Annotated in this window: 24 protein-coding genes and 1 other annotated feature; of the genes, 12 read left to right on the forward strand and 12 right to left on the reverse strand. The window is 50.1% G+C overall.

Annotation, left to right across the window (positions count from 1 at the left end; translation table 11 throughout):
- The first annotated feature begins 22 nt into the window (after positions 1–22).
- From AX755_RS20680 to ugd, 5 genes are all read left to right on the forward strand, one after another.
- Positions 23–937 (forward strand): glycosyltransferase family 2 protein, encoded by a 915-nt coding sequence (locus tag AX755_RS20680; RefSeq protein WP_062857351.1) that lies wholly within the window; start codon positions 23–25, stop codon positions 935–937.
- Positions 934–2271 (forward strand): hypothetical protein, encoded by a 1338-nt coding sequence (locus AX755_RS20685; RefSeq protein WP_058678691.1) that lies wholly within the window; start codon positions 934–936, stop codon positions 2269–2271. The genes AX755_RS20680 and AX755_RS20685 overlap by 4 nt, the downstream gene beginning before the upstream one ends.
- Entirely contained in the window at positions 2240–3100 is an 861-nt protein-coding gene (locus AX755_RS20690; RefSeq protein WP_062857352.1) for a glycosyltransferase, read from the forward strand. Before AX755_RS20685 ends, AX755_RS20690 begins: the two co-directional genes overlap by 32 nt.
- 192 nt (positions 3101–3292) lie before the next feature.
- On the forward strand, positions 3293–4699 hold the full coding sequence (gndA, locus tag AX755_RS20695; RefSeq protein ID WP_062857353.1) for an NADP-dependent phosphogluconate dehydrogenase: 1407 nt from the start codon (positions 3293–3295) through the stop codon (positions 4697–4699).
- A gap of 224 nt (positions 4700–4923) precedes the next feature.
- Positions 4924–6090, forward strand: coding sequence for a UDP-glucose 6-dehydrogenase (gene ugd, locus AX755_RS20700; RefSeq protein ID WP_062857354.1), 1167 nt, complete (start codon positions 4924–4926; stop codon positions 6088–6090).
- 41 nt (positions 6091–6131) lie between these two features.
- On the opposite strand, the gene AX755_RS20705 is transcribed toward ugd, so the two are convergent.
- Positions 6132–6701 carry a GNAT family N-acetyltransferase gene (locus AX755_RS20705; RefSeq protein ID WP_062857355.1) on the reverse strand — a complete coding sequence of 190 codons (570 nt, stop codon included), beginning with the start codon at positions 6699–6701 and terminating at the stop codon, positions 6132–6134.
- Between the two features lie 56 nt (positions 6702–6757).
- Positions 6758–7762: an NAD-dependent epimerase gene (locus tag AX755_RS20710; RefSeq protein ID WP_062857356.1), complete on the reverse strand. Its 1005-nt coding sequence runs from the start codon at positions 7760–7762 to the stop codon at positions 6758–6760.
- Positions 7763–7955: 193 nt separating this feature from the next.
- On the opposite strand from AX755_RS20710, the gene wzzB reads away from it, so the two are divergent.
- A complete protein-coding gene (gene wzzB / locus AX755_RS20715) occupies positions 7956–8936 on the forward strand; it encodes an LPS O-antigen chain length determinant protein WzzB (RefSeq protein WP_062857357.1) in 981 nt (326 codons plus the stop codon).
- A gap of 70 nt (positions 8937–9006) precedes the next feature.
- On the opposite strand, the gene hisIE is transcribed toward wzzB, so the two are convergent.
- The 9 genes from hisIE to hisL form a co-directional block, all read right to left on the reverse strand.
- The gene (hisIE, locus tag AX755_RS20720) at positions 9007–9618 is read right to left on the reverse strand and encodes a bifunctional phosphoribosyl-AMP cyclohydrolase/phosphoribosyl-ATP diphosphatase HisIE (protein ID WP_000954830.1); all 612 of its coding nucleotides are present in this window, start codon (positions 9616–9618) and stop codon (positions 9007–9009) included.
- Positions 9612–10388: an imidazole glycerol phosphate synthase subunit HisF gene (hisF, locus tag AX755_RS20725; protein ID WP_023620900.1), complete on the reverse strand. Its 777-nt coding sequence runs from the start codon at positions 10386–10388 to the stop codon at positions 9612–9614. The genes hisIE and hisF overlap by 7 nt, the downstream gene beginning before the upstream one ends.
- Entirely contained in the window at positions 10370–11107 is a 738-nt protein-coding gene (hisA, locus tag AX755_RS20730) for a 1-(5-phosphoribosyl)-5-[(5-phosphoribosylamino)methylideneamino]imidazole-4-carboxamide isomerase (protein ID WP_062857358.1), read from the reverse strand. Before hisA ends, hisF begins: the two co-directional genes overlap by 19 nt.
- Complete coding sequence (gene hisH / locus AX755_RS20735) at positions 11107–11697, reverse strand: imidazole glycerol phosphate synthase subunit HisH (protein ID WP_001103580.1); 591 nt, start codon at positions 11695–11697, stop codon at positions 11107–11109. The genes hisA and hisH overlap by 1 nt, the downstream gene beginning before the upstream one ends.
- Positions 11697–12764, reverse strand: coding sequence for a bifunctional histidinol-phosphatase/imidazoleglycerol-phosphate dehydratase HisB (gene hisB, locus AX755_RS20740; protein WP_020686233.1), 1068 nt, complete (start codon positions 12762–12764; stop codon positions 11697–11699). The genes hisH and hisB overlap by 1 nt, the downstream gene beginning before the upstream one ends.
- Complete coding sequence (gene hisC / locus AX755_RS20745) at positions 12761–13822, reverse strand: histidinol-phosphate transaminase (RefSeq protein ID WP_062857359.1); 1062 nt, start codon at positions 13820–13822, stop codon at positions 12761–12763. Before hisC ends, hisB begins: the two co-directional genes overlap by 4 nt.
- Positions 13819–15123 carry a histidinol dehydrogenase gene (gene hisD, locus AX755_RS20750; RefSeq protein ID WP_062857360.1) on the reverse strand — a complete coding sequence of 435 codons (1305 nt, stop codon included), beginning with the start codon at positions 15121–15123 and terminating at the stop codon, positions 13819–13821. The genes hisC and hisD overlap by 4 nt, the downstream gene beginning before the upstream one ends.
- 5 nt (positions 15124–15128) lie before the next feature.
- A complete protein-coding gene (gene hisG / locus AX755_RS20755; RefSeq protein WP_000886595.1) occupies positions 15129–16028 on the reverse strand; it encodes an ATP phosphoribosyltransferase in 900 nt (299 codons plus the stop codon).
- Between the two features lie 45 nt (positions 16029–16073).
- Positions 16074–16197 (reverse strand) — a sequence feature (His leader region).
- Positions 16173–16223: a his operon leader peptide gene (hisL, locus tag AX755_RS25470; RefSeq protein WP_001364200.1), complete on the reverse strand. Its 51-nt coding sequence runs from the start codon at positions 16221–16223 to the stop codon at positions 16173–16175. (Overlaps the previous feature by 25 nt.)
- 175 nt (positions 16224–16398) lie before the next feature.
- On the opposite strand from hisL, the gene AX755_RS20760 reads away from it, so the two are divergent.
- The 4 genes from AX755_RS20760 (at position 16399) to AX755_RS20770 (ending at position 19822) form a co-directional block, all read left to right on the forward strand.
- Positions 16399–17223 (forward strand): SDR family oxidoreductase, encoded by an 825-nt coding sequence (locus AX755_RS20760; RefSeq protein WP_013097842.1) that lies wholly within the window; start codon positions 16399–16401, stop codon positions 17221–17223.
- Positions 17224–17264: 41 nt separating this feature from the next.
- Positions 17265–18194 (forward strand): LysR substrate-binding domain-containing protein, encoded by a 930-nt coding sequence (locus tag AX755_RS20765; protein WP_013097841.1) that lies wholly within the window; start codon positions 17265–17267, stop codon positions 18192–18194.
- A 217-nt stretch (positions 18195–18411) separates the two neighbouring features.
- A complete protein-coding gene (yoeI, locus tag AX755_RS25475) occupies positions 18412–18474 on the forward strand; it encodes a membrane protein YoeI (RefSeq protein ID WP_099458931.1) in 63 nt (20 codons plus the stop codon).
- Complete coding sequence (locus AX755_RS20770; protein ID WP_013097840.1) at positions 18464–19822, forward strand: APC family permease; 1359 nt, start codon at positions 18464–18466, stop codon at positions 19820–19822. Before yoeI ends, AX755_RS20770 begins: the two co-directional genes overlap by 11 nt.
- 121 nt (positions 19823–19943) lie before the next feature.
- Here the strand turns inward: AX755_RS20770 and sbcB are convergent, their stop codons facing one another.
- The gene (sbcB, locus tag AX755_RS20775; protein WP_373371641.1) at positions 19944–21380 is read right to left on the reverse strand and encodes an exodeoxyribonuclease I; all 1437 of its coding nucleotides are present in this window, start codon (positions 21378–21380) and stop codon (positions 19944–19946) included.
- Positions 21381–21578: 198 nt separating this feature from the next.
- Between sbcB and dacD the strand changes: the two genes are divergently transcribed.
- Entirely contained in the window at positions 21579–22745 is a 1167-nt protein-coding gene (gene dacD, locus AX755_RS20780; RefSeq protein ID WP_062857362.1) for a serine-type D-Ala-D-Ala carboxypeptidase DacD, read from the forward strand.
- A 118-nt stretch (positions 22746–22863) separates the two neighbouring features.
- On the forward strand, positions 22864–23337 hold the full coding sequence (gene sbmC, locus AX755_RS20785; RefSeq protein ID WP_013097837.1) for a DNA gyrase inhibitor SbmC: 474 nt from the start codon (positions 22864–22866) through the stop codon (positions 23335–23337).
- Positions 23338–23393 lie beyond the last annotated feature (56 nt).

The following is a 23393-nucleotide window of genomic DNA, read 5'->3' on the forward strand; positions in this document are numbered from 1 at the left end:
AATAAATTATTCTGGAGTAATCGTGATATCAATTGTTGTTCTTTCATACAATCATGAGAAGTATATAAGTGAAACCTTAACCTCTGTGTATGGTTTAAATATCCCAAAAGAAGTGATCATCATTGATGATTGTTCAAAAGATTCATCAGCGAAAATCATTCAGGATACCATAGCTAAGCACGAGGCATTTGATTATACCAATGTCATCATAAAAGATAAAAATGTTGGTCTAATTGATTCGCTTAATACTGGTCTGAAACTGGCACATTCAGATTACATATATTTTATTGCATCAGACGATGTGGTTGATGCACATGGGTTTACTGCCCTTTATCGTGAATTATGCAGTAATAATGGCGCTCAATTTATGATGGGTAACGCATGGATCTATCACACCGGTAAGACACCTACAGAAGTAGCATATAAAAAGCAGCATAAAGATTTCTTTGCATATAACGATAATGTCTTGCGCGAAAAAATTTTTACCAATTATCCTAAGCCTTTATTATTACAAGCCACAATATTTAAAAAAAGTGCATTGCAAATTATTGGAGGATGGGACGTAAAACTTGCGTGGGATGATTATCCTATGTTTGTTAAACTATTTCAGAAATTTTCTTTGTCTAATGGCGATTATTTTTTTTATGACAACGTTAATGTTGCAAAATATCGACAGCATGATTCAAATGCATATAAGAATCTGCCAAAACAGCTATCTATGATTGAGATGGCAATGAAAGAATTGGCGCCATCTGAACTATACGATACAGCAATTTCTCGGCAGTATGCATTTTATTTACTTTTGGCGGTGAAGTCCCGGGATTTGAAATCTGTACGTCATGTTCTTAATAGCGTTGTACGAGAAAAAGTTCTTTTGATGACAATTTATAATCTAGGTGCAGAGATAATTCAGTGGTACCATAGGAAGAAAAAATGAGAGATTATATTTTCTTTGATTTTTTGTTCAGCAATTATCTTGAATATGTAACATATGCACTTCTTTTATCCATCAGTCTTTTCTTCCTATCAAACTGGAAAGTAAAGAATATTATGGATCCTTTTCATTATTATTATGCTTTTACGTACGGCACTGGCTATGCAATAATTTTAATTTTATTTGTCCATGAATTAGTTGATTTTTACCTTTTTAGTTATTTATTTTTAAGTGGCACATTTTTCTTTTTAATTTTCTGCTTCTCTTCAGGTTCCAAAGCTAAATATAATCGCTCGTTATTTAACCGACTTAGTATTTCAATAATGGATCAGGAAAGGTTTCTTCTGAAATTTCTTTCCATTCTTTATTTGTCATTATTTGTATTTTATCTTTCTCAGGTTTCACTAACGATGTTTTTTACCTCTCGCTTTGAAGCGAATAGAGGACTTGGAATTATTGTGCGTTTAATGGATGCACTGCGAGTAGTTCTAGCTGGTTGGTATTTCTATTATTATCTTCGCGGTCGTAAAAAACGTTTTTTAATTATCGCCTTACTTATATCTGCGATTGGAGCTCTTATTTCAGGCGCGAAGTTTGCTTTCCTGGAGCAAATTTACGTACTTTGTGTTGTCGGGTTCATTACAACAAGAAAAACATTTAAATTTAACCTCAGATCGCTTTTTTTAATACTAATAATTGCATCATGTTTTTTATTGTTTTCTCTTTATTTCATTTCTAAATTGTCAGTGATGATTGGTTATACGTCATCGCAGTATATCCCCGGAGCCCCCGTTGCATTGGAACTCCTCTTGTTACGTATATTGGCAAATGGAGATGCTTACTATTTATCTTTAACTGAACATGTTATCGATACGGTTATTGTTGAACATCCATGGCTACAGTTGCTGTCTAATACCTTTGGTAACTCAGTAATGGCTAAACTTTTCGATATAGATTTTTCGAATTTGGATGTCGGCAGACAGATATGGTTATACTGGTATCCCGATGATCCGGTAATGCGAGGACCGACCAACCATTTTGACCTTGCAGGTTATGCATATTTTGGGTATGTAGGAGGGCTGCTTTTCTCTGCTGTTATTGGTTATGTTATTGGGGTGGTCAATAGCTGGAAATTATATTGCGATAACTCTTCTGCTGTAGTTGTTGCATTTGTTGCAGCACTGTATTGCCGCTCATTGCCTCTAATCCTTAATCCTTCTGTTGGTATTGCCTACATGGTTGATATCTATATCATACTTTTCGTATCTCTTGTATTGATAACTATTTCTAAAGGTGCAACAAAGAATGCTTACCGGCATCGTGATCGTAACTTATAACTCAGATATAGAACGCCTGGGCTTAATTTTAACCTCCTTAGAGGGGCATGGGTTAAAATATTTTGTCTCCGATAATTCAACTGATTTTGAAAAGAAGTCAGCTATACAAAATATTTGTAATACACTAAATGCGTCATTCATTGATATGTATGGTAATGTGGGTATTGCCAAAGCTCAAAACGAAGGAATTCTTTTGGCTTTAAGAGAGGGGTGTGATGATGTTCTGCTATTAGATGATGATAGCCTTCCATCTTCTGATATGTTAAAAAAATTATTAGATGCAAGGAATTTACTTGTACATAAAACGGGCACAATACCTGTTGTTTGTGCTAATGCCATCGCTGAAAATGGTCAAACTTTATCGTATTTTCAAAAGCCAGTAATCGATGGTATTTTCGCTTATCGTGATATGATCAGTTCAGGTACACTTATAAATAAAAGTATCTTCGATCTTGTCGGTCTGCATGAAGAGAAATTATTCATTGACTGTGTCGATTACGAATGGGGTTGGCGTGCGGCAAGTTTAGGTGTCAATATTTTTATCGTAAAAAATGCAGTTTTGAATCATAGATTAGGTAACGGTCGGGTTAAAGCTATTAATGCAGGTTATGGTGCACCTATTCGACATTATTACCAGTATCGTAATATATTATACATGATGAACAGGCATTATGTCCCTTTGGCATGGCGAGTATCCCAGTTTTTTAAACTACTCATAAAGCCAATAGTAATTATTGTGTTTTTTGACAAAAAAATCACCCGGCTTAAATATGTCTTTAAAGGTATTACAGGTTTTATCAGAAAAGAATATGGTAATATTGTTAGTTGAATTAGCTGAATAGTCTGAAATTCTTTCGTCATGAAAGTGTCCATATGTTCTAGATGCTTGCATTCGATGAACATTCAAAGAAAGATGTTTAGAGCAATATCTGCTATTCATCTCGTCTATTCCTGAGTTAACATCTAAGCCACATTTCAAGCCGCGCTCAGTCGCGGCGACCACACCTGACAGGAGTATGTAATGTCCAAGCAACAGATCGGCGTTGTCGGTATGGCAGTGATGGGGCGCAACCTGGCGCTCAACATCGAAAGCCGTGGTTATACCGTCTCCGTTTTCAACCGCTCCCGTGATAAGACCGAAGAAGTCATCGCTGAGAATCCGGGCAAGAAACTGGTTCCTTTCTATACGGTTAAAGAGTTTGTTGAATCTCTGGAAACGCCTCGTCGTATCCTGTTAATGGTGAAAGCGGGCGCAGGTACCGATGCAGCCATCGATTCCCTGAAACCTTATCTGGACAAAGGCGACATCATCATTGATGGTGGCAACACCTTCTTCCAGGACACCATTCGTCGTAACCGTGAACTCTCTGCTGAAGGTTTCAACTTCATCGGTACCGGTGTTTCCGGTGGTGAAGAGGGCGCGCTGAAAGGCCCATCTATCATGCCTGGCGGCCAGAAAGAAGCGTACGAGCTTGTTGCGCCAATCCTGACTAAAATCGCTGCGGTTGCGGAAGATGGTGAGCCGTGTGTGACCTATATCGGTCCGGACGGTGCAGGCCACTATGTTAAGATGGTTCACAACGGCATCGAATACGGCGATATGCAGCTGATTGCTGAAGCCTACTCTCTGCTGAAGAGGGGCCTGAACCTCTCAAACGAAGAACTCGCAGAGACCTTCACTGAGTGGAACAAAGGCGAGCTGAACAGCTATCTGATCGACATCACCAAAGATATCTTCACGAAGAAAGATGAAGAGGGTAAATACCTGGTCGATGTGATTCTTGACGAAGCGGCGAACAAAGGTACCGGCAAATGGACCAGCCAGAGCTCTCTGGACCTGGGCGAACCGCTGTCTCTGATCACCGAATCCGTATTTGCTCGCTACATCTCTTCTCTGAAAGATCAGCGCGTTGCGGCTTCCAAAGTGCTGTCTGGTCCGCAGGCTAAACCAGCTGGTGACAAAGCGGAATTCGTTGAGAAGGTTCGTCGTGCTCTGTACCTGGGCAAAATCGTCTCTTACGCGCAAGGTTTCTCTCAGTTGCGCGCGGCTTCTGACGAAAACAACTGGGATCTGAACTACGGTGAAATCGCGAAGATCTTCCGTGCAGGTTGCATCATCCGCGCCCAGTTCCTGCAGAAAATCACCGATGCCTATGCTGAAAATGCAGGTATCGCGAACCTGCTTCTGGCACCTTACTTTAAGAAGATTGCTGACGAATACCAGCAGGCGCTGCGTGATGTGGTTGCATACGCTGTACAGAATGGTATTCCTGTGCCGACCTTCTCCGCTGCAGTGGCGTACTACGACAGCTATCGCGCTGCCGTACTGCCTGCCAACCTGATCCAGGCGCAGCGTGACTACTTCGGTGCGCATACGTATAAACGTACAGATAAAGAAGGTGTGTTCCATACCGAATGGATGGAATGAAGTAACGCTTTGTAATCACAACCCGGAGCTTGTCTCCGGGTTTTTTTTATGCAAACACATGCCGCATGTTATTCGAAGTAGTCTGAATCTCACCTCCCTCGAAGTGAATCTTCCTGGTTTGCCTTGACAGTTCTGTTTGCCAGGAGGTACAAAGCCAAACAGTTATGTTTATCGCGATGGTCAGGCGACCATCAGTACAGTTAACTCACAGAAGTCATTAGCGAATGAAAATAACAATCTCCGGAACAGGGTATGTCGGCCTTTCTAACGGCATACTGATTGCTCAGAATCATGAAGTAGTTGCATTGGATATCGTGCAGACCAAAGTGGACATGCTCAATCAGAAAAAATCGCCGATTGTCGACAAAGAAATCCAGGACTATCTCAGCAATAAACCGCTGAATTTCCGCGCGACGACAGATAAAGAAGATGCATACCGCGATGCGGATTATGTCATCATTGCGACACCTACAGACTACGATCCAAAAAATAACTACTTCAATACTTCTTCCGTTGAAGCTGTAATTCGCGATGTCACCGAAATCAATCCGAAAGCGGTGATGGTAATCAAATCGACGATTCCGGTAGGCTTTACTAAGTCAATTAAAGAAAAACTTGGTATTGACAATATTTTCTTCTCGCCGGAATTCCTTCGTGAAGGACGAGCCCTGTATGATAACCTCCATCCGTCACGTATTGTAATTGGAGAACGTTCCGAGCGTGCTAAACGTTTTGCTGCGCTGCTGCAGGAAGGCGCAATTAAACAGAATATCGCTACGCTGTTTACTGACTCTACAGAAGCAGAAGCAATCAAGCTTTTCGCCAATACATATCTTGCGATGCGTGTTGCCTATTTTAATGAACTCGACAGCTATGCTGAAAGTTTAGGATTAAATTCAAAGCAGATTATTGAAGGCGTTTGCCTTGATCCACGTATCGGCAATCATTATAACAATCCATCCTTTGGCTACGGTGGTTATTGCTTACCAAAAGATACTAAGCAACTGTTGGCAAACTACGATCAGGTGCCGAACAATTTGATCTCCGCCATCGTTGATGCTAATCGTACGCGTAAAGACTTTATCGCCGATTCTATTCTCGCGCGTCACCCGAAAGTAGTTGGTGTATATCGCCTGATTATGAAGAGTGGTTCTGACAACTTCCGTGCTTCTTCGATTCAGGGGATCATGAAACGAATCAAGGCAAAAGGTGTTACAGTTATCATCTACGAACCAGTAATGAAGGAAGATGAATTCTTCCACTCTCGTGTGGTGCGTGACCTGGAAGCCTTCAAGCAGGAAGCTGATGTGATTATCTCTAATCGTATGGCTGATGAATTGACGAATGTGGCGGATAAAGTCTACACTCGCGATCTATTTGGTAATGACTAACAATAGAAAATATAGGAAGGGTGGGTATCCACCCTTCTTAACTAACGAACAATCTCAATTTTCTTTGGAAGATATTTCTTATATTTATCTAATGTTGCCAGAATTTTCTCTTTCGAAATTCTGTAAAGATAATCCTCCTCGGTCTCCCCCGTGCGTTCTGCCCCAAATCGTTCGTGAAACTTGATTACTGAGAGATTGCCTTTCCTGACATCGAAGTGTGCTTTTTTAAATCCTAAATCGAGGGCGTATGTATAGAGTAAAAGCGCCGATTCTATTGCACAGTATGAAGGGGCATCTTCAGCGACTACCCATGATCCCCAACAGAACGAGTCTCCTTGCTGATCATACATTCGAACTGTTCCTAGTGGCTTATTATCAAGATCGGTAATCAGGAAGTAGGCCTGCCCTTCACTGGTCAAATAATTTTCAAGCCAATTTCTTTGCTTACTAACGTCACTAGATGTAGCGCTAATAAAACGCCCTTTTTTTTCATTTGTTCTGATTTTGACGATAAATTCAGCATCAGAAGGTGCGACATTCCTTAACCGGATGTTCTTTCCGGTAATGCTTTCTGCTTGAGTGATGGTAACTTCGTGCGATTTGCCTTTCATTCTTTTAAACCTCAAATTCATTCTGAATAATGAAATCTCGTTAATTTTAAGAGTTTTTACACGTTATAGTACTTACGATACCAGTCGACGAAGTTTTTTACTCCCTCTTTCACTGATGTCTGAGGCTTAAAGCCAGTGACGTTAAAGAGCGGTGTAGTATCCGCGCTGGTCTCCAGTACATCACCTGGCTGGATCGGCATCATGTTTTTCTCTGCTTCTTTTCCGAGCGCTTCTTCCAGGGCAGTGATGTAATCCATCAGTTCTACTGGTGAACTGTTACCGATGTTGTAAACCCGGTAAGGCGCTGAGCTGGTTGCAGGTGAGCCGGTCTCAACGGTCCAGTTTATGTCGGGTTGAGGAATAATCTCCTGCAGGCGAATAATCGCTTCAGCAATATCATCAATGTAAGTGAAGTCGCGCTTCATCTTCCCGTAGTTATATACATCAATGCTTTTGCCCTCAAGCATCGCCTTCGTAAACTTAAATAGCGCCATGTCCGGGCGTCCCCACGGACCATACACAGTAAAGAAACGCAGGCCGGTGGTGGGCAAATTGTAGAGGTGCGAATAGGTATGGGACATCAACTCGTTGGCTTTTTTGGTGGCCGCGTAGAGCGAAACTGGGTGATCTACCGAGTCGTCGGTTGAGAAGGGCATCTTGCGGTTAAGACCATATACGGAGCTGGACGAAGCATATACAAGGTGTTGAATCTTATTGTGGCGACACCCTTCAAGGACATTGAGATGACCGACAAGGTTAGCTTCGGCGTAAACGTGAGGATTTTCCAGAGAGTAGCGAACACCTGCCTGAGCGGCCAGATGGATCACGCGATCAAATCTCTCCTCGGCGAATAGGGCTGCCATGCCTTCGCGATCGGCTAAATCTAATTGGTGGAAAGTAAAATTATCGGCTTTAAGCAGTTCCAGGCGTGCCAGTTTAAGACTGACATCGTAGTAATCATTAAGATTATCAATGCCAGCAACCTGATGGCCCGCATCCAGGAGCCGTTTACTGACATTCGCACCGATAAAACCAGCTGCACCTGTTACCAGAAACTTCATATCTTCCCTCATAAACACATGTTCTTACCGATGCCATCGAGCACCGAATTGAGTCTATGATAGCGCGAAGGGCGCAAGTTACATAACCCATCTTTCCGATATAACTCATCGGATTCTTATAGAAAAATCTCCAGTAAGAGATACACTATGCAGACATTACTATGTTTGCCCTTTTTCATCTGTTAGGGATTGTATGACGCAAAACAACTATAGCCAGGTCAACCGAAACAATGACCCGGAGCAAATTGATTTACTTGATTTAGTGTTGCAGCTGTGGCGTGGAAAGTGGACCGTAGTTGCTTTCATTGTCGTTTTTATCGTTGTTGCTGTTGGCTATTTATCTGTCGCAAAAGAAAAATGGATTTCAACTGCCATTATTGCGCAGCCTGATGCAGCGCAAATTGCAAGTTATTCAAATGCCTTGAATATTCTCTATGGTAGCGCAGCGCCCTCAATGTTAGATATTCAAACGCGCGCAATTGGTCGTTTTAATTCCTCATTTTCTGCTTTATCTCAGGCACTTGAGAATCAGGAGAGCCCTGAAAAGCTGACTATTGCACCGACTGTCAACGGCCAGCCGTTACCATTAAGTGTTACCTATACCGGTGAATCAGCGCAGGCCGCACAAAAGCAACTGGCGCAGTTCATTCAGTTGGTTGATGAGCAGACGGCGAAGGAGCTTTCCGTTGACCTTAAGGACAACATTAAGCAGCAGATAAAAACCCTGAACGATTCTCTGGAAAACCAGGTGAAGATATCACAGGAACAAAAAGATCTACGTGTCAAGCAGATTACTGAAGCCCTCAAGAATGCTGAAGCCGCTAAAATTAACGCGCCGCAGATTCAGCAAACCCAGGACGTAACACAGGAAACTATGTTTCTTTTGGGAAGCGAAGCGCTTAAATCTATGATTGAAAACGAGGCTTCTCGTCCGCTGGTCTTTCCACCGGCGTATTACCAGACCAGACAAAATTTGTTGGACATTCAGAACCTGAACGTTAACCCTGACACTATTCATGTCTATCGTTACGTGATGAAACCGGATCTCCCTGTTCGACGCGACAGCCCGAAAAAGGCAGTTATTCTTATCCTGGCTGTGTTACTCGGTGGGATTATCGGATCGGGTGTGGTATTGGGGCGTCAGGCACTCCGCAACTATCAGCGAAAAGACTAAGACTTTTTGTCCGGCAGTACCTTAGCTGCACGGGCCTATATAAAAAAACCGGGGAAATTCCCCGGTTTTTTTATTTATGCCGCTTACGAAGATTCTCAATCACCGCCGTCAAATCCAGCTCTTGATCCTGCAGCAGCACCAGCAGGTGATACATCAAATCAGACGCTTCGTTGGTCAGCTCTTCGCGGTCATGCACCGTCGCGGCCAGCGCGGTCTCAACGCCTTCTTCACCCACTTTCTGCGCAATACGCTTGGTGCCGCTTGCATAAAGCTTCGCCGTATACGAGCTGGAAGGATCTGCCGTTTTACGCTCAGCCAGTAACTGCTCCAGTTGATACAGGAACAACCACTGGTGGCTTGCCTCTCCGAAGCAGCTGCTGGTACCTTTATGGCAGGTCGGACCGATGGGGTTAGCCAGAACCAGCAGAGTATCGTTGTCACAATCCGGCGTAATGCTAACCACATTCAGGAAGTGGCCAGAGGTTTCCCCTTTGGTCCACAGGCGCTGTTTCGTGCGCGAGAAGAAGGTCACTTTGCCGCTGTCGACCGTTTTCGCCAGCGCCTCCTGGTTCATGTATCCCAGCATCAGCACTTCACCGGAAACGGCATGCTGGACAACCACGGGCAGTAATCCGTCCGTTTTTTCCCAGTCCAGCTGCGCCTGTTGTTGCTCTGTTAACATACCCTGATCTCCACGCCCTGGTCGGCCAGGTACGTTTTTAACTCACCAATATTGATAATCTGTTTGTGGAACACGGAAGCCGCCAGCGCGCCGTCAACGTTTGCATCGCGGAAGGCTTCCAGAAAATGCTCCATAGTGCCCGCACCGCCGGAGGCGATCAGCGGGACATGACAAACCTCACGCACTTTTTTCAGCTGCTCGAGGTCATACCCGTTACGCACGCCGTCCTGGTTCATCATGTTCAGCACGATTTCGCCCGCGCCACGTTTCTGCACTTCCTGGACCCAGTCCAGCGTCTCCCATTGGGTCACGCGGGTACGGCTTTCGTCGCCGGTATACTGGTTGACGTGATACTTGCCGGTGGCCGCGTCATACCAGGTGTCGATCCCGACAACAATACACTGCACGCCAAAGCGATCGGCCAGACGGGTAATCAACTCCGGGTCGGCCAGCGCAGGGGAGTTGATTGAAATTTTGTCGGCACCAAAGGAGAGGATTTTCGCCGCATCTTCTGCAGACTTAATCCCGCCCGCCACGCAGAACGGAATATCAATGACTTCTGCGACGCGCGCGACCCAGCTTTTGTCCACCACGCGGCCATCGCTGGAGGCGGTGATATCATAAAATACCAGTTCGTCTGCACCTTCATCGGCATAGCGTTTTGCCAGTGGGACGATGTCGCCGATGATCTCGTGGTTGCGGAACTGCACGCCTTTTACGACCTGGCCGTCACGTACGTCCAGGCAAGGGATTATCCGTTTTGCCAGCATTGAATCGCCTCCGTCACAGTAAATTTTCCTTCCAGCAGGGCCCGGCCCACAATCACACCCTTCACGCCGGTTCCGCGCAGTGCGGCGATGTCGTTAATATCACCTATGCCGCCAGAGGACTGAAACGCCACCTGCGGATAGCGGGCGCAAACTTCTTGATATAAAGAAACGTTAGAGCCTGCCAGCGTGCCGTCGCGGGAGATATCCGTGCACAGCACGTGCTTCAGGCCAACGGGCAGATACATCTCGACCAACGCTTCCAGCGTCACGCCGGAGTTTTCCTGCCAGCCGCTGACAGCCACCTGTTTATTACCCTGTTCATCAATACGCACGTCCAGTGCCAGCACCAGCGCGTCGGCGCCGAAGCGGCGGAACCAGCCTTTGACGGTCTCAGGATCTTTCACCGCGGTTGAACCGACCACCACGCGCGCCACGCCGGCGTCCAGCAGTGCCGCAACGTCATCTTCCGTGCGCACACCGCCACCAACCTGTACGGGGACATCCACGCCCGCCACCAGTTTTTTTAACAGTGGGATCTGGCGTTTTGCCGGATCTTTCGCGCCCGTTAAATCCACCAGGTGCAACACCTGCGCACCCTGAGCGGCATAATCCTGCAGGCGGGGCAGCGGATCGTTACCGTAGTCGCGCTGCTGGCCGTAATCACCCTGATGAAGACGAACAACCGTGCCGTCAATTAAGTCTAAAGCGGGAATAATCATCACATCTCCAGGAAGTTTTTCAGCAGCTGAGCGCCTGCGGCACCCGAACGTTCCGGGTGAAACTGCACGCCGAAGAAGTTATCTTTCTGCACTGCCGCGGTAAACGCCTCGCCATAATTGCACTGGGCGATGGTGTAAGGATTCACCGGCATGGCGTAGCTGTGCACGAAGTAGAAGTAAGCGCCATCCTCAATGCCGCGAAACAGTCTGTCACCCGCTTTCGCATAAACGCGGTTCCAGCCCATATGTGGCAGTGGTAAACCGTGATCGGCCATTTTTGGCACGTCTTCTTCAATAATACCCAGCAGTTCGACGCCGTTGCTCTCTTCACTACGACGGCCGAGCAGCTGCATACCCAGGCAAATCCCGAGCACTGGCTGGGTACAGGCTTTGATGAGATCGACCAGTTCACGCTCGTGGATCTGATCCATCGCCGCCTGCGCGGTGCCTACACCAGGCAGGAAGAGTTTGTCTGCGCGCAGCACGACGTCCGGGTCGCGGCTCACCACCGGCTCGTAGCCGTGGCGCGCAATGGCCGATTTCACGGAGTTCAGGTTGGCGCATCCGGTATCCAGAATCACCACATTCATTACAGCACTCCTTTTGATGAGGGCAGGGCGTCACCTTCCACACGAATTGCCTGGCGCAGGGTACGGCCAAAGGCCTTGAACAGGCTCTCCACACGGTGGTGGTCGTTCTTGCCTTTGGTCTTCAGGTGCAGCGTCAGGCCCATGGTGTAGGACAATGAACGGAAGAAATGCTCCACCATTTCGGTGCTGAGATCGCCCACGCGCTGGTAGGTGAAATCGGCTTTATATTCCAGGTGAGGACGACCAGAGATATCCATCGCACAGCGCGCCAGGCACTCATCCATTGGCAGAACAAACCCAAAACGGTTGATGCCACGTTTGTCGCCCAGGGCCAGCTTCAGCGCTTCGCCCAGCGCCAGACCGGTGTCTTCAACGGTGTGGTGATCGTCAATGTAAAGATCGCCTTTTACCGTAATCTCCATGCGGAAGCCGCCGTGGGTGGCAATCTGATCCAGCATGTGGTCGAAGAAACCCACCCCAGTGTGGATCTTGCTGCCGCCTTCGCGATCCAGCCACACCTTCACGTCAATCTGTGTCTCTTTGGTGTTGCGTTCTACGTGCGAGTAGCGGTCACGTTTGGTGAGCTGCTCGCCAATCTTCGCCCAGTTGAGATCGTCGCGGTTGTAGCGCAGCCCGGTGATGCCCATATTCTCGGCAAGCGTAATGTCGGTGGCGCGATCGCCAATAACGTAGCTGTTAGCTTTATCCAGGACATCTTCCAGCAGATAGCGCTCTACCAGTTTCACCTTCGGCTTGCGGCAGTCGCACGCATCGGCAGGCAGATGTGGGCAAATCAGCACCTCATCAAATACCACCCCCTGAGAGGTGAGTACCTGCATCATCAGATTATGCGGCCCGTCAAAGTCGGCCTGCGGGAAGCTGTCGGTACCCAGACCGTCCTGGTTGGTGATCATCACCAGCTTATATCCGGCTTTCTGCAGTTTCAGCAGCACCGGGATCACGTCTGGTTCAAAAGCCAGTTTGTCGAAACGATCGACCTGAAAATCGGTTGGTGGCTCCGAAATGAGGGTGCCGTCTCGGTCGATAAAGAGGATCTTCTGGCTCATACTTTCTCCGCTTTCAGTGCGTCAATCACGCGCTGGCTCTCTGCACGGGTACCTACGGTAATACGCAGGCAGCCGCTCAGAGAAGGTTGTTTATTTTGATCACGTAAGATAATGCCCTGATCCCATAAAGATTTAAATACGGCACTGGAGGCGGTAAAGCGAACCAGGAGGTAGTTGGTTTCAGAGTCGAACACCTGCTCTACGCAAGGGATCGCTTTCAGGGCGGTCACCAGGTACTGTCGTTCTTCCAGGATTTGCGCCACACGCTCACGCATCGCATTGATCCCTTGCGGGGTCAGGGCCTGAGCGGCAATGTCAGCCACGGGAGTAGAAAGCGGATACGGGGCGATCACTTTCAGCAGCAGATCAATCACCGCTTTATTGGCCAGCGTAAACCCGCAGCGCAGACCTGCAAGCGCAAAGGCTTTCGACAGCGTACGCAGCACCACCAGGTGTGGGTACTCTTCCAGCCAGCCGGCCAGCGTCGCCTGAGGACAAAACTCAATATAGGCTTCGTCGGCGACCACCAGTGCTTTGCCGCGGGTCATCTCCAGCAGGGTACGGATATCCTGAGGGTTGATAATTTGCCCGGTCGGGTTGTTGGGGCTACAGACAAAGACCACCTTCACGCCGTCCAGTTTGTCGGCAATTCCCTGCAGGTCCAGCTGCCAGTTCTCCATGGAGAGCACGTTACGGCACGCCACGCCAAAGGTTTCCGCGCTGACGCTGTACATGCCGTAGGTAGGCTGGCAATACATCACCGCATCTTTACCTGGCTCGCAGAACGCGCGGATCAACAGCTCAATGCCTTCATCCGCACCGCGGCTGACCAGCACCTGCTCCGGCTTCACGCCCGCATATTGCGCATAGTTTTCAATCACTGCTTTTGGCTGGCACTCCGGATAACGGTTCAGCGTCTGCTGCGACAGCTCAAACTGTACCGCTGTCGGGAATTCGTTGGCGTTCAGCCAGACATCACCGTTGCCGCCCAGGCGACGAGCAGACTGATAAGGCGTCAGTCGACGGACATTTTCCCGCGCTAATTCTTCAATGTTCATGCTTGCTCCTTCAGGGCTGCAACGCGCAGCGTAACGGCGTTTTTGTGGGCGGTAAGGCGCTCGGCGGCGGCCAGCGTCTCAATGGTGGACGCCAGCGAGGCAAACCCTTCACGGGAGAGTTCCTGCACGGTCATGCGTTTCTGGAAATCGGCCAGACCCAGGCTGGAACAGGTCGAGGTGTAACCATACGTCGGCAGAACGTGGTTGGTGCCGGAGGCGTAATCGCCAGCGGATTCCGGGGACCAGTCGCCGAGGAAAACCGAACCTGCGCTGGTGATGCTGTCGACCAGGTCGCGCGCGTTGCGGGTCTGAATAATCAGGTGCTCCGGGCCGTACTGGTTGGAGATAGCGATGCACTGGTCAAGATCGCGTGCCACAATCAGGCGGCTGGCGGATAACGCCTGGCGTGCCGTGTCGGCGCGGGGTAAATCGGCAAGCTGACGCTCTACGGCTTCACTCACGCGTTTGGCCATATCGGCATCTGGCGTCAGTAAAATCACCTGCGAATCCGGGCCGTGTTCCGCCTGGGATAACAGGTCAGACGCCACAAAATCCGGCGTGGCGCCGCTGTCGGCAATCACCAGCACTTCCGACGGACCCGCGGGCATATCAATGGCCGCACCATCAAGACGCTGGCTGACCTGGCGCTTGGCTTCGGTGACAAAGGCATTGCCCGGGCCGAAAATTTTGTCGACCTTCGGGATAGATTCAGTGCCAAACGCGAGGGCAGAAATCGCCTGCGCGCCGCCGACTTTAAACACTTCCTGCACGCCGCAGAGTTTTGCAGCATAGAGAATTTCATCGGCAATCGGTGGTGGGGAGCAGAGCACCACTTTCTGGCAACCGGCAATACGCGCCGGGGTGGCCAACATTAATACGGTTGAGAACAGCGGGGCGGAGCCGCCAGGGATGTAGAGGCCCACCGAGGCGACCGGACGGGTCACCTGCTGGCAACGCACGCCCGGCAGCGTTTCCACATCAACGGTCTGCAATTTCTGCGCGACGTGGAAGGTCTCGATGTTTTTCACCGCGACGGCCATCGCCTGTTTGATCTCGTCCCCAAGACGGCTTTCCGCCTCGGCGATCTCCAGCCCGGTTACCTTTAACGCACCGACTTCCGTTTTATCAAACTTCGCGCTGTATTCCCGCAGCGCGTCATCGCCACGGGTTTTGACGTTATTCAGGATCTCCGTCACGGTACGGGTGATGCTTTCGGAGGCGCTGATGGCCGGGCGCATTAACAGCTCGCGCTGCTGTTCGTCAGTACACTCATTCCAGGTGATGATCGTGTTAAAGCTCATGGCAATTACTCCATCATCTTCTCAATTGGCAGCACCAGAATGGAGCTTGCGCCCAGTGCCTTCAGTTTTTCCATGGTTTCCCAGAACAGCGTTTCGCTACTGACCATATGCATCGCCACACGCTGCTGATCGCCCGCCAGTGGCAGAATGGTAGGGCGCTCAGCACCTGGCAGCAGGGCGATCACTTCGTCCAGACGTTCGGTTGGTGCATGCATCATGATGTACTTGGATTCACGCGCCTGAATCACGCCCTGAATACGGGTCAGCAGTTTGTCGATCAACTGCTGCTTGGCGTCAGCCATTTCGCCGTCACGCTGGATCAGGCATGCTTTGGAGCGGTAAATAACTTCCACTTCGCGCAGGCCGTTCGCTTCCAGGGTGGCACCGGTCGAGACGAGGTCGCAAATGGCATCCGCCAGGCCCGCACGCGGCGCGACTTCAACAGAACCATTCAGCAGACAGGATTTAAACTGCACGCCTTTCTGATCCAGATAGCGTTTTAACAGGTGAGGGTAGGAGGTAGCGATGCGTTTGCCGTTCAGCGCGGCCGGGCCATCCCAGGCTTCATCAACCGGTGTTGCCAGCGACAGGCGGCAGCCGCCGAAGTCCAGGCGACGCAGGGTGAAGTAACGCGGATCTTCACCCTGAGCGCGACGGGTCAGAAGCTCTTCTTCCAGTACGTTTTCACCGATGATGCCAAGGTCAACGACACCGTCCATTACCAGTCCCGGGATATCGTCATCACGCACGCGCAGAATGTCGATGGGCATGTTTTCAGCCAGGGCAATCAGGCGCTGGGTGTGCAGGTTGATTTTAATCCCGCAGCGGGCCAGCAGTTCGCGTGAATCATCACTTAAACGGCCTGATTTTTGAATAGCTATGCGTAAACGTGAGTTATCTAACATTCTGTGTTCCTCGTTAACCTGTTTTAATCTGTCTGAATTTGGTCCAAAAAAAAGCCCCCGGAAGAAGATCTTCCGGGGGCTTTTTCATGCGTTCATGCACCACTGGAAGATCCAAACGTCTTCCAGCACACATCGCCTGAAAGACTAGTCAGGATGATGGTGATGATGGTGGTGTTTAAATTGAACGCGTGTCATAAAAATTCTCGATGAATGCTTATTCATTTGATGTCTTTTAACCTAAACCAGTTGTGTGACACATTGCAAGGGCTTTTTTTGATCATTAATTCATTTCATATTGATGCTATGAATTGTGTGTTCTGCTGCGCTGGCGTAGCCTTATGAGAGACGAGTGAGAGTCAGGAGAATTCACATGAAAAAGGTCGCGATTGTCGGTTTAGGATGGCTGGGAATGCCGCTGGCGATGTCATTAGCCGCGAAAGGCTGGCATGTGACCGGGAGCAAAACCACGGCGGATGGCGTGGAGGCGGCGCGCATGTGCGGTATTGATGGCGTCGAGCTGCGTCTTGAACCAGAGCTGGTATGTGATACTGACGATCTGGACACGCTGATGAATGTGGATGCGCTGGTCATTACGCTTCCCGCGCGTCGCAGCGGTCCGGGCGAATCGTTCTATCTGCAGGCGATGCAGGAGATTGTCGACAGCGCGCTGGCACACGATGTGCCGCGTATTATTTTTACCAGCTCAACCTCGGTCTACGGTGATGTTGAAGGTGTGGTGAAGGAGACTACCGAGCGCCGTCCTGTTACCGCGAGCGGAAAAGTGTTGAAAGAGCTGGAAGACTGGCTGCACAACCTGCCGGGAACGCAGGTTGATATCCTGCGTCTGGCGGGGCTGGTTGGCCCAGGACGACACCCGGGACGCTTTTTTGCCGGCAAGTCTGCCCCCGATGGGCAACATGTGGTGAATCTGGTGCATCTAGACGATGTTGTCGGGGCAATTGAGCTCCTCTTACAGGCTCCAAAGGGCGGGCACATCTATAATATATGTGCACCCTCTCATCCTGCGCGAAGCACATTTTACCCGCTGATGGCGCGTCAGTTGGGCCTGGCGCCACCCGTTTTTGGTGAGACAAAGGACGAAAGCAAAGGCAAAATTGTTGATGGCAACCGCATTTGTCATGAGCTGGGTTTTGAGTATCAGTATCCCGATCCGCTGGTGATGCCCATGGCATAAGCCCTCCGGCGGAATCTATCGCACACCGGAAGGGGGCGAACATGAAACCGCTGCTGGATGTTCTCATTATTCTGGATGCACTGGAAAAAGAAGGCAGCTTTGCGGCTGCCTCAGCGAAGCTCTACAAAACCCCTTCAGCGCTGAGCTACACGGTTCATAAACTGGAAAGCGATCTGAATATCCAGATCCTCGATCGCTCTGGCCACCGGGCCCGCTTTACCCGCACCGGACAAATGCTGCTGGAAAAAGGGCGTGAAGTGCTGCACACCGTCCGCGAACTGGAAAAACAGGCCATCAAACTTCATCAGGGCTGGGAAAATGAACTGGTGATTGGCGTTGACGATACTTTTCCGTTTTCCCTTCTGACGCCGCTGATTGAAGCGTTTTATCAGCGCCACAGCGTGACCCGGCTGATTTTCATTAATGGTGTACTGGGCGGCTCCTGGGAGGCCTTGGTTCAGGGGAGGGCGGATATCATCGTCGGCGCATTACATGAACCTCCTCAACTGAGCGATTTTGGGTTTGCCCGCCTCGGGATACTTGAGCAAGTTTTTGCGGTTGCTCCGCATCATCCGCTGGCCCGGGAGCCCGAGCCCATTAACCGGCGCGTTATTAAAGGTTACCGTGCCATTGTGGTGGGCGACAGCTCACGGCCGGAATGTGCAGTATCGTCGCAGCTGCTTGATGAGCAGGAGGCCATCACCGTTTTTGATTTTAAAACCAAGCTGGAATTGCAAATCAGTGGGCTGGGTTGCGGCTATTTACCTCGCTATCTGGCGCAGCGATTTCTTGATAGCGGCGCGCTGATTGAAAAACAGGTGCTGGCTCAAAGCAGTAATGAATCGGTCTGGGTTGGCTGGAATGAACAAACGGCGGGGTTAGCCAGCGCCTGGTGGCGGGACGAAATTTTAGCAAATAGTGCTATCGCCGCTGTCTATACGCAGAGCAGCGTCCACAAATCAGCCAGTTAGCGCAGGAATATTTACAATGCCTTTGTAAAGTATTGCGTTTTGTATCTGATGTGGGGCAAAATGCGCCGCAGCAACCAAAGGAATAATCGACGATATAAAAGGCGTCGGTTATTTTTTTTTGCATGTATGAAACGAAACTAAAAACCAAGAGGCCGGGCTTCGTACCGGATAGATATTTACTAAAATCCGACAGTTGTTGTCGCTGAGGAAGAAAGAAATGGGGCAATTTTTCGCTTACGTGGCGGTTATCACCGTAAAGGAGAATAACTATGTCGCATAACGCAACTCCAAACACCTCTCGCGTGGAATTACGTAAAACACTTACGTTGATTCCGGTTGTTATGATGGGCCTTGCCTATATGCAACCAATGACGCTGTTCGATACATTCGGTATCGTATCAGGCCTTACTGACGGTCACGTGGCAACGGCGTATGCCTTTGCACTGGTCGCTATTCTCTTTACAGCGCTGAGCTACGGTAAACTGGTTCGCCGTTTCCCGTCTGCAGGCTCTGCCTACACCTATGCCCAGAAATCCATTAGCCCGGCGGTTGGCTTTATGGTGGGCTGGTCATCGCTGCTGGACTACCTGTTCATGCCGATGATCAACATTCTGCTGGCAAAAATTTACTTCGAAGCGCTGGTACCTTCCGTACCGTCGTGGCTCTTTGTTGTTGCGTTAGTGGCCTTTATGACCATTTCTAACCTGCGCAGCATTAAGACCGTGGCGAACTTCAACACCCTGATTGTTATTCTGCAAATGGGTATTGTTGCGGTTATTGTGGGTTTGATCATTTACGGTGTTTCTCACGGTGAAGGCGCGGGCACGCTGGTCAGCTCTCGTCCGTTCTGGTCTGAAGGGGCACATGTGGTGCCGATGATCACCGGTGCGACTATTCTGTGCTTCTCGTTCCTGGGCTTCGACGGTATCTCTTCTCTGTCTGAAGAGACCAAAGATGCAGAACGCGTGATCCCACGAGCCATTTTCCTGACTGCGTTGATTGGTGGCATGATCTTCATTGGTGCCTCCTACTTCCTGCAGCTCTACTTCCCGGATATCTCTCGTTTCAAAGAGCCGGATGCTTCACAGCCTGAAATCATGCTGTATGTAGCAGGGAAAACCTTCCAGTGGGGCGTACTGATCTTCTCCAGCGTTACCGTTCTGGCTTCTGGTATGGCTGCGCATGCAGGGGTTTCTCGCCTGATGTATGTTATGGGTCGTGACGGAGTGTTCCCAACCCGTTTCTTCGGCTACGTTCATCCGAAATGGCGTACTCCGGCGTGGAACGTATTGCTGGTTGGCGCAATCGCCCTGATGGCCATTAAATTTGACCTGGTGACGGCAACGGCACTGATTAACTTTGGTGCGCTGGTGGCCTTTACCTTTGTTAACCTCTCCGTGATCTCGCAGTTCTGGATCCGTGAGAAGCGCAACAAAACGCTGAAAGACCACTTCAATTACCTGGTTCTGCCAATGTGCGGTGCGCTGACGGTCGGTGCATTGTGGATTAACCTGGAAGAGAGCTCTATGATTCTGGGGCTGATCTGGGGTGGTATTGGTCTGGTTTACCTGGCCTGCGTGACGAAGAGCTTCCGTAACCCGGTTCCTCAGTACGAAGACGTTGCGTAATACCGTGTCGGGTGGCGGCTACGCTTACCCGACCGACAAAACCCGTAGGCCTGCGTAAGCTCAGTGCCACCGGGCAAAAAAAACCGGAGACCATCGCCTCCGGTTTTTTTATCGTTGAATTTCAGACTATCTCTTGTACGTACTTGAACAGTGCTTTCAGCAGCGCCTGCTTCTCTTCATTCCCTTCGTATTGGCCGTAAAGCATCTCCAGCTCCTGCGCATAGCCGTGCAGATATTCAGGCGTAAACACATTACGGCGATGCTGCAACCAGCGTTCCTGCTCAGCTTCATCCAGCGTGCCGGGATAGTTACGCGCGCGGTAGTTAAACATCAGCTTCTCAATGCGTTTATCCGCAAAGGTGATGTCCAGCGCGGGCAGGTTACGCGGTTCGGTTTGCAGGACGATGTTCATCGCAGCACGGTCGGCATCGCTGAAGAAGCCGTTATACAGCTGCGCATCCACATTTTCGGACGGCACGAATGGCTCGGCTTCGGCAAATATGGCGACGACTTTCTCGCGCACCTGCGGATTTTCGCGCAGTATTTTAAGGTTATCCAGGCAGTGCTGGCGGTTGATCCCGAGCCTGTCGGCATCTTCCGGGCGCAGCGTATTGGCCTGCGCCAGCACGGGACATTTATTGATATGCACCAGTTTGACCGGCACCGCGGGCAGGTCTCCCAGCGCATCTTTCGGGGTATAGAGGCGCTCACGCAAGGTATCGCTGTCGAGCTCCAGCAGCGGGGAGATATCCCCGGCTAAATCCACCATGATGACCGCGTTACGGTTATCCGGGTGCCAGGCCAGCGGTGCCACCCAGCTGGTGTTGCCGCGCCAGGCACCAAACATGCCGGAGATATGCACCAGCGGTTTCATCTGCGGCACATCAATCAGCGTCATCAGTTTCTGCTTACTGCGATGACTCAACAGATACTCAAACAGGCGTGGTTGTGCGGTTTTAACGAGCTTCGCCATGGCAATGGTGGCGTAGACGTCGGCCATCGCGTCGTGGGCATTACTGTGCTCAATGCCGTTGGCGCGCGTCAGGTGCTCCAGCCGGAAGCTTGGCAATCCGTCTTCGTTCTCTGGCCAGTTAATCCCCTCCGGACGCAGGGCATAACAGGCGCGCATGATATCCAGCAAATCCCAGCGCGAATTGCGGTTCTGCCAGCTCCAGGCGTAGGGATCGTAGAAGTTGCGGTAGAAGATGTTGCGCGTCACTTCATCATCGAAACGGATATTGTTATACCCGACCACGCAGGTATGGGGAACGGTGAACAGATCTTGGATACGGCGGGCGAACTCTGCCTCGTTAACGCCTTTTTCCCGCGCTTCCTGGGGGGTTATCCCCGTGACCATGACCGCGCCGGGCTGCGGCAGGTAGTCATCGGCAGGTTTGCAGTAAAAGACTTCTGGCTCACCAATAATATTGAATTCGTCATCAGTGCGGATGGCGGCAAACTGCGCCGGTCGGTCCAGCGCCGGGTGGGTGCCAAAGGTTTCGTAGTCGTGGAATAAAAAAGTCGGGCGTGCGGCAGAGTCAGACACCAGTAATACCATCCTGTTAAAAAGTGACGTCACTATGGTAAACGATCGTGAGGGACAGACCGAATAAAAAGCGCCGTCATACCGCAAATTTGCGAGCGTGCTTCCGGGAAAAACATGCTTCCTGTCACATTTTTTTGCAATTAAGCCAGGTAACGACACCAGAACTCCCGTAAAAAGGTCATCGATTTTTAATGACCTGAGGATATACCGTTGAAACGCCGTCTGTTTATTGCTGTTTCTTTACTCGCTTCGAGTGTCTCATCTGCTTTTGCGGCCGAACCGCTGGATTTTTCGCCGCAGCCTCCGGCCATTCAGGCCGGCTCCTGGGTACTGATGGATTACACTACGGGTCAAATCTTAACGGCGGGCAACGAACATCAACAACGCAACCCGGCGAGTCTCACCAAGCTGATGACCGGCTACGTTGTTGACCGCGCTATTGATAGCCACCGCATTTCCCCGGATGACATTGTCACCGTCGGGCGCGACGCGTGGGCAAAAGGTAACCCTGTCTTTGACGGTTCGTCACTGATGTTCCTGAAAGAGGGTGACCGCGTTTCTGTGCGCGACCTCAGCCGCGGTCTGATTGTTGATTCCGGTAACGACGCCTGTGTGGCGCTGGCGGATCACGTGGCCGGTGGTCAGCCGCAGTTCGTGAAGATGATGAACGACTATGTGCAAAAGCTGAATCTGCGCGATACGCACTTCGAAACCGTTCATGGTCTGGATGCCCCAGGCCAGCACAGCTCTGCGTATGACCTGGCCGTGCTGTCCAGAGCCATCATCCACGGCGAGCCTGAGTTTTACCACATGTACAGTGAAAAGAGCCTGACCTGGAATGGGATCACGCAGCAAAACCGTAACGGTCTGCTCTGGGATAAGACCATGAACGTGGATGGACTGAAAACGGGGCACACGTCAGGGGCCGGATTTAACCTGATTGCTTCCGCCGTGGACGGTCAGCGTCGCTTGATCGCCGTAGTGATGGGGGCAGACAGTCCGAAAGGGCGTGAGGATCAGGCCCGTAAACTGCTGCACTGGGGACAACAGAATTTTGATACCGTGCAGATCCTGCACAACGGTAAAAAAGTGGGCACCGAGCGGATCTGGTACGGCGATAAAGAACAGGTGAACCTGGGCACCGACCAGGATTTCTGGCTGGCATTACCGAAAGCAGAAGTACCGAACATCAAGGCAAAATACGTGCTGGATACAAAAGAGCTGGAAGCGCCGATAGCCGCCCATCAGCGGGTAGGCGAGATCCAGTTATACGACCGCGATAAAGTGGTCGCTCACTGGCCGCTGGTGACGCTGGAGCGCGTTGATAAAGGTGGCCTTTTCTCCCGTCTGAGTGATTATCTGCACCACAAAATCTAACCTTTCTGGGCAGACTGGCAGGGTTGCGAGTCTGCTCACATAATAAACACTCCTTGATTGCCGATTATAGAAATTCTGCTTTATAGTGTATAAATATACAGTGATAAACGGAGGCAGTATGGACTACAGCATCAGGCAGGAAAAGAAACGTAAGATTGCCGGTTTTCACCTGGTCGGGCCATGGGAACACACGGTAAAACAGGGCTTTGAACAGCTGGTCATGTGGGTCGATGGCCGACACATTCAGCCGCTGGAGTGGGTTGCGGTTTATTACGATAACCCGGACGAAGTCCCGGCAGAAAAATTGCGCTGCGATACGGCCGTTACGGTACCGGATGATTTCGTTATCCCGGAAAACAGCGAAGGGGTGATGATGACGGAAATTGCGGCCGGAGATTACGCCGTTGCGAAAGCACGTGTTGAAAACTATGACTTCGCCACGCCGTGGTACCAGTTCTTTAACTCCCTTTTGCAGGACAACAAATTCCAGATGGCTCTGAAACCGTGCTTCGAGCGCTATCTCAATGATGGCAACGCCGACGGGTACTGGGACATCGAAATGTTTATCGCTGTAGAGCATAAAGCGGGGTAGTCCTGTTAAATACAGGGTTTTTCAGCCGGGTGTGATCCGCCCGGCTGAAAACACAG

It is taken from the genome of Enterobacter sp. SENG-6 (assembly GCF_001605945.1).
GTDB classification, from domain to species: domain Bacteria; phylum Pseudomonadota; class Gammaproteobacteria; order Enterobacterales; family Enterobacteriaceae; genus Enterobacter; species Enterobacter cloacae.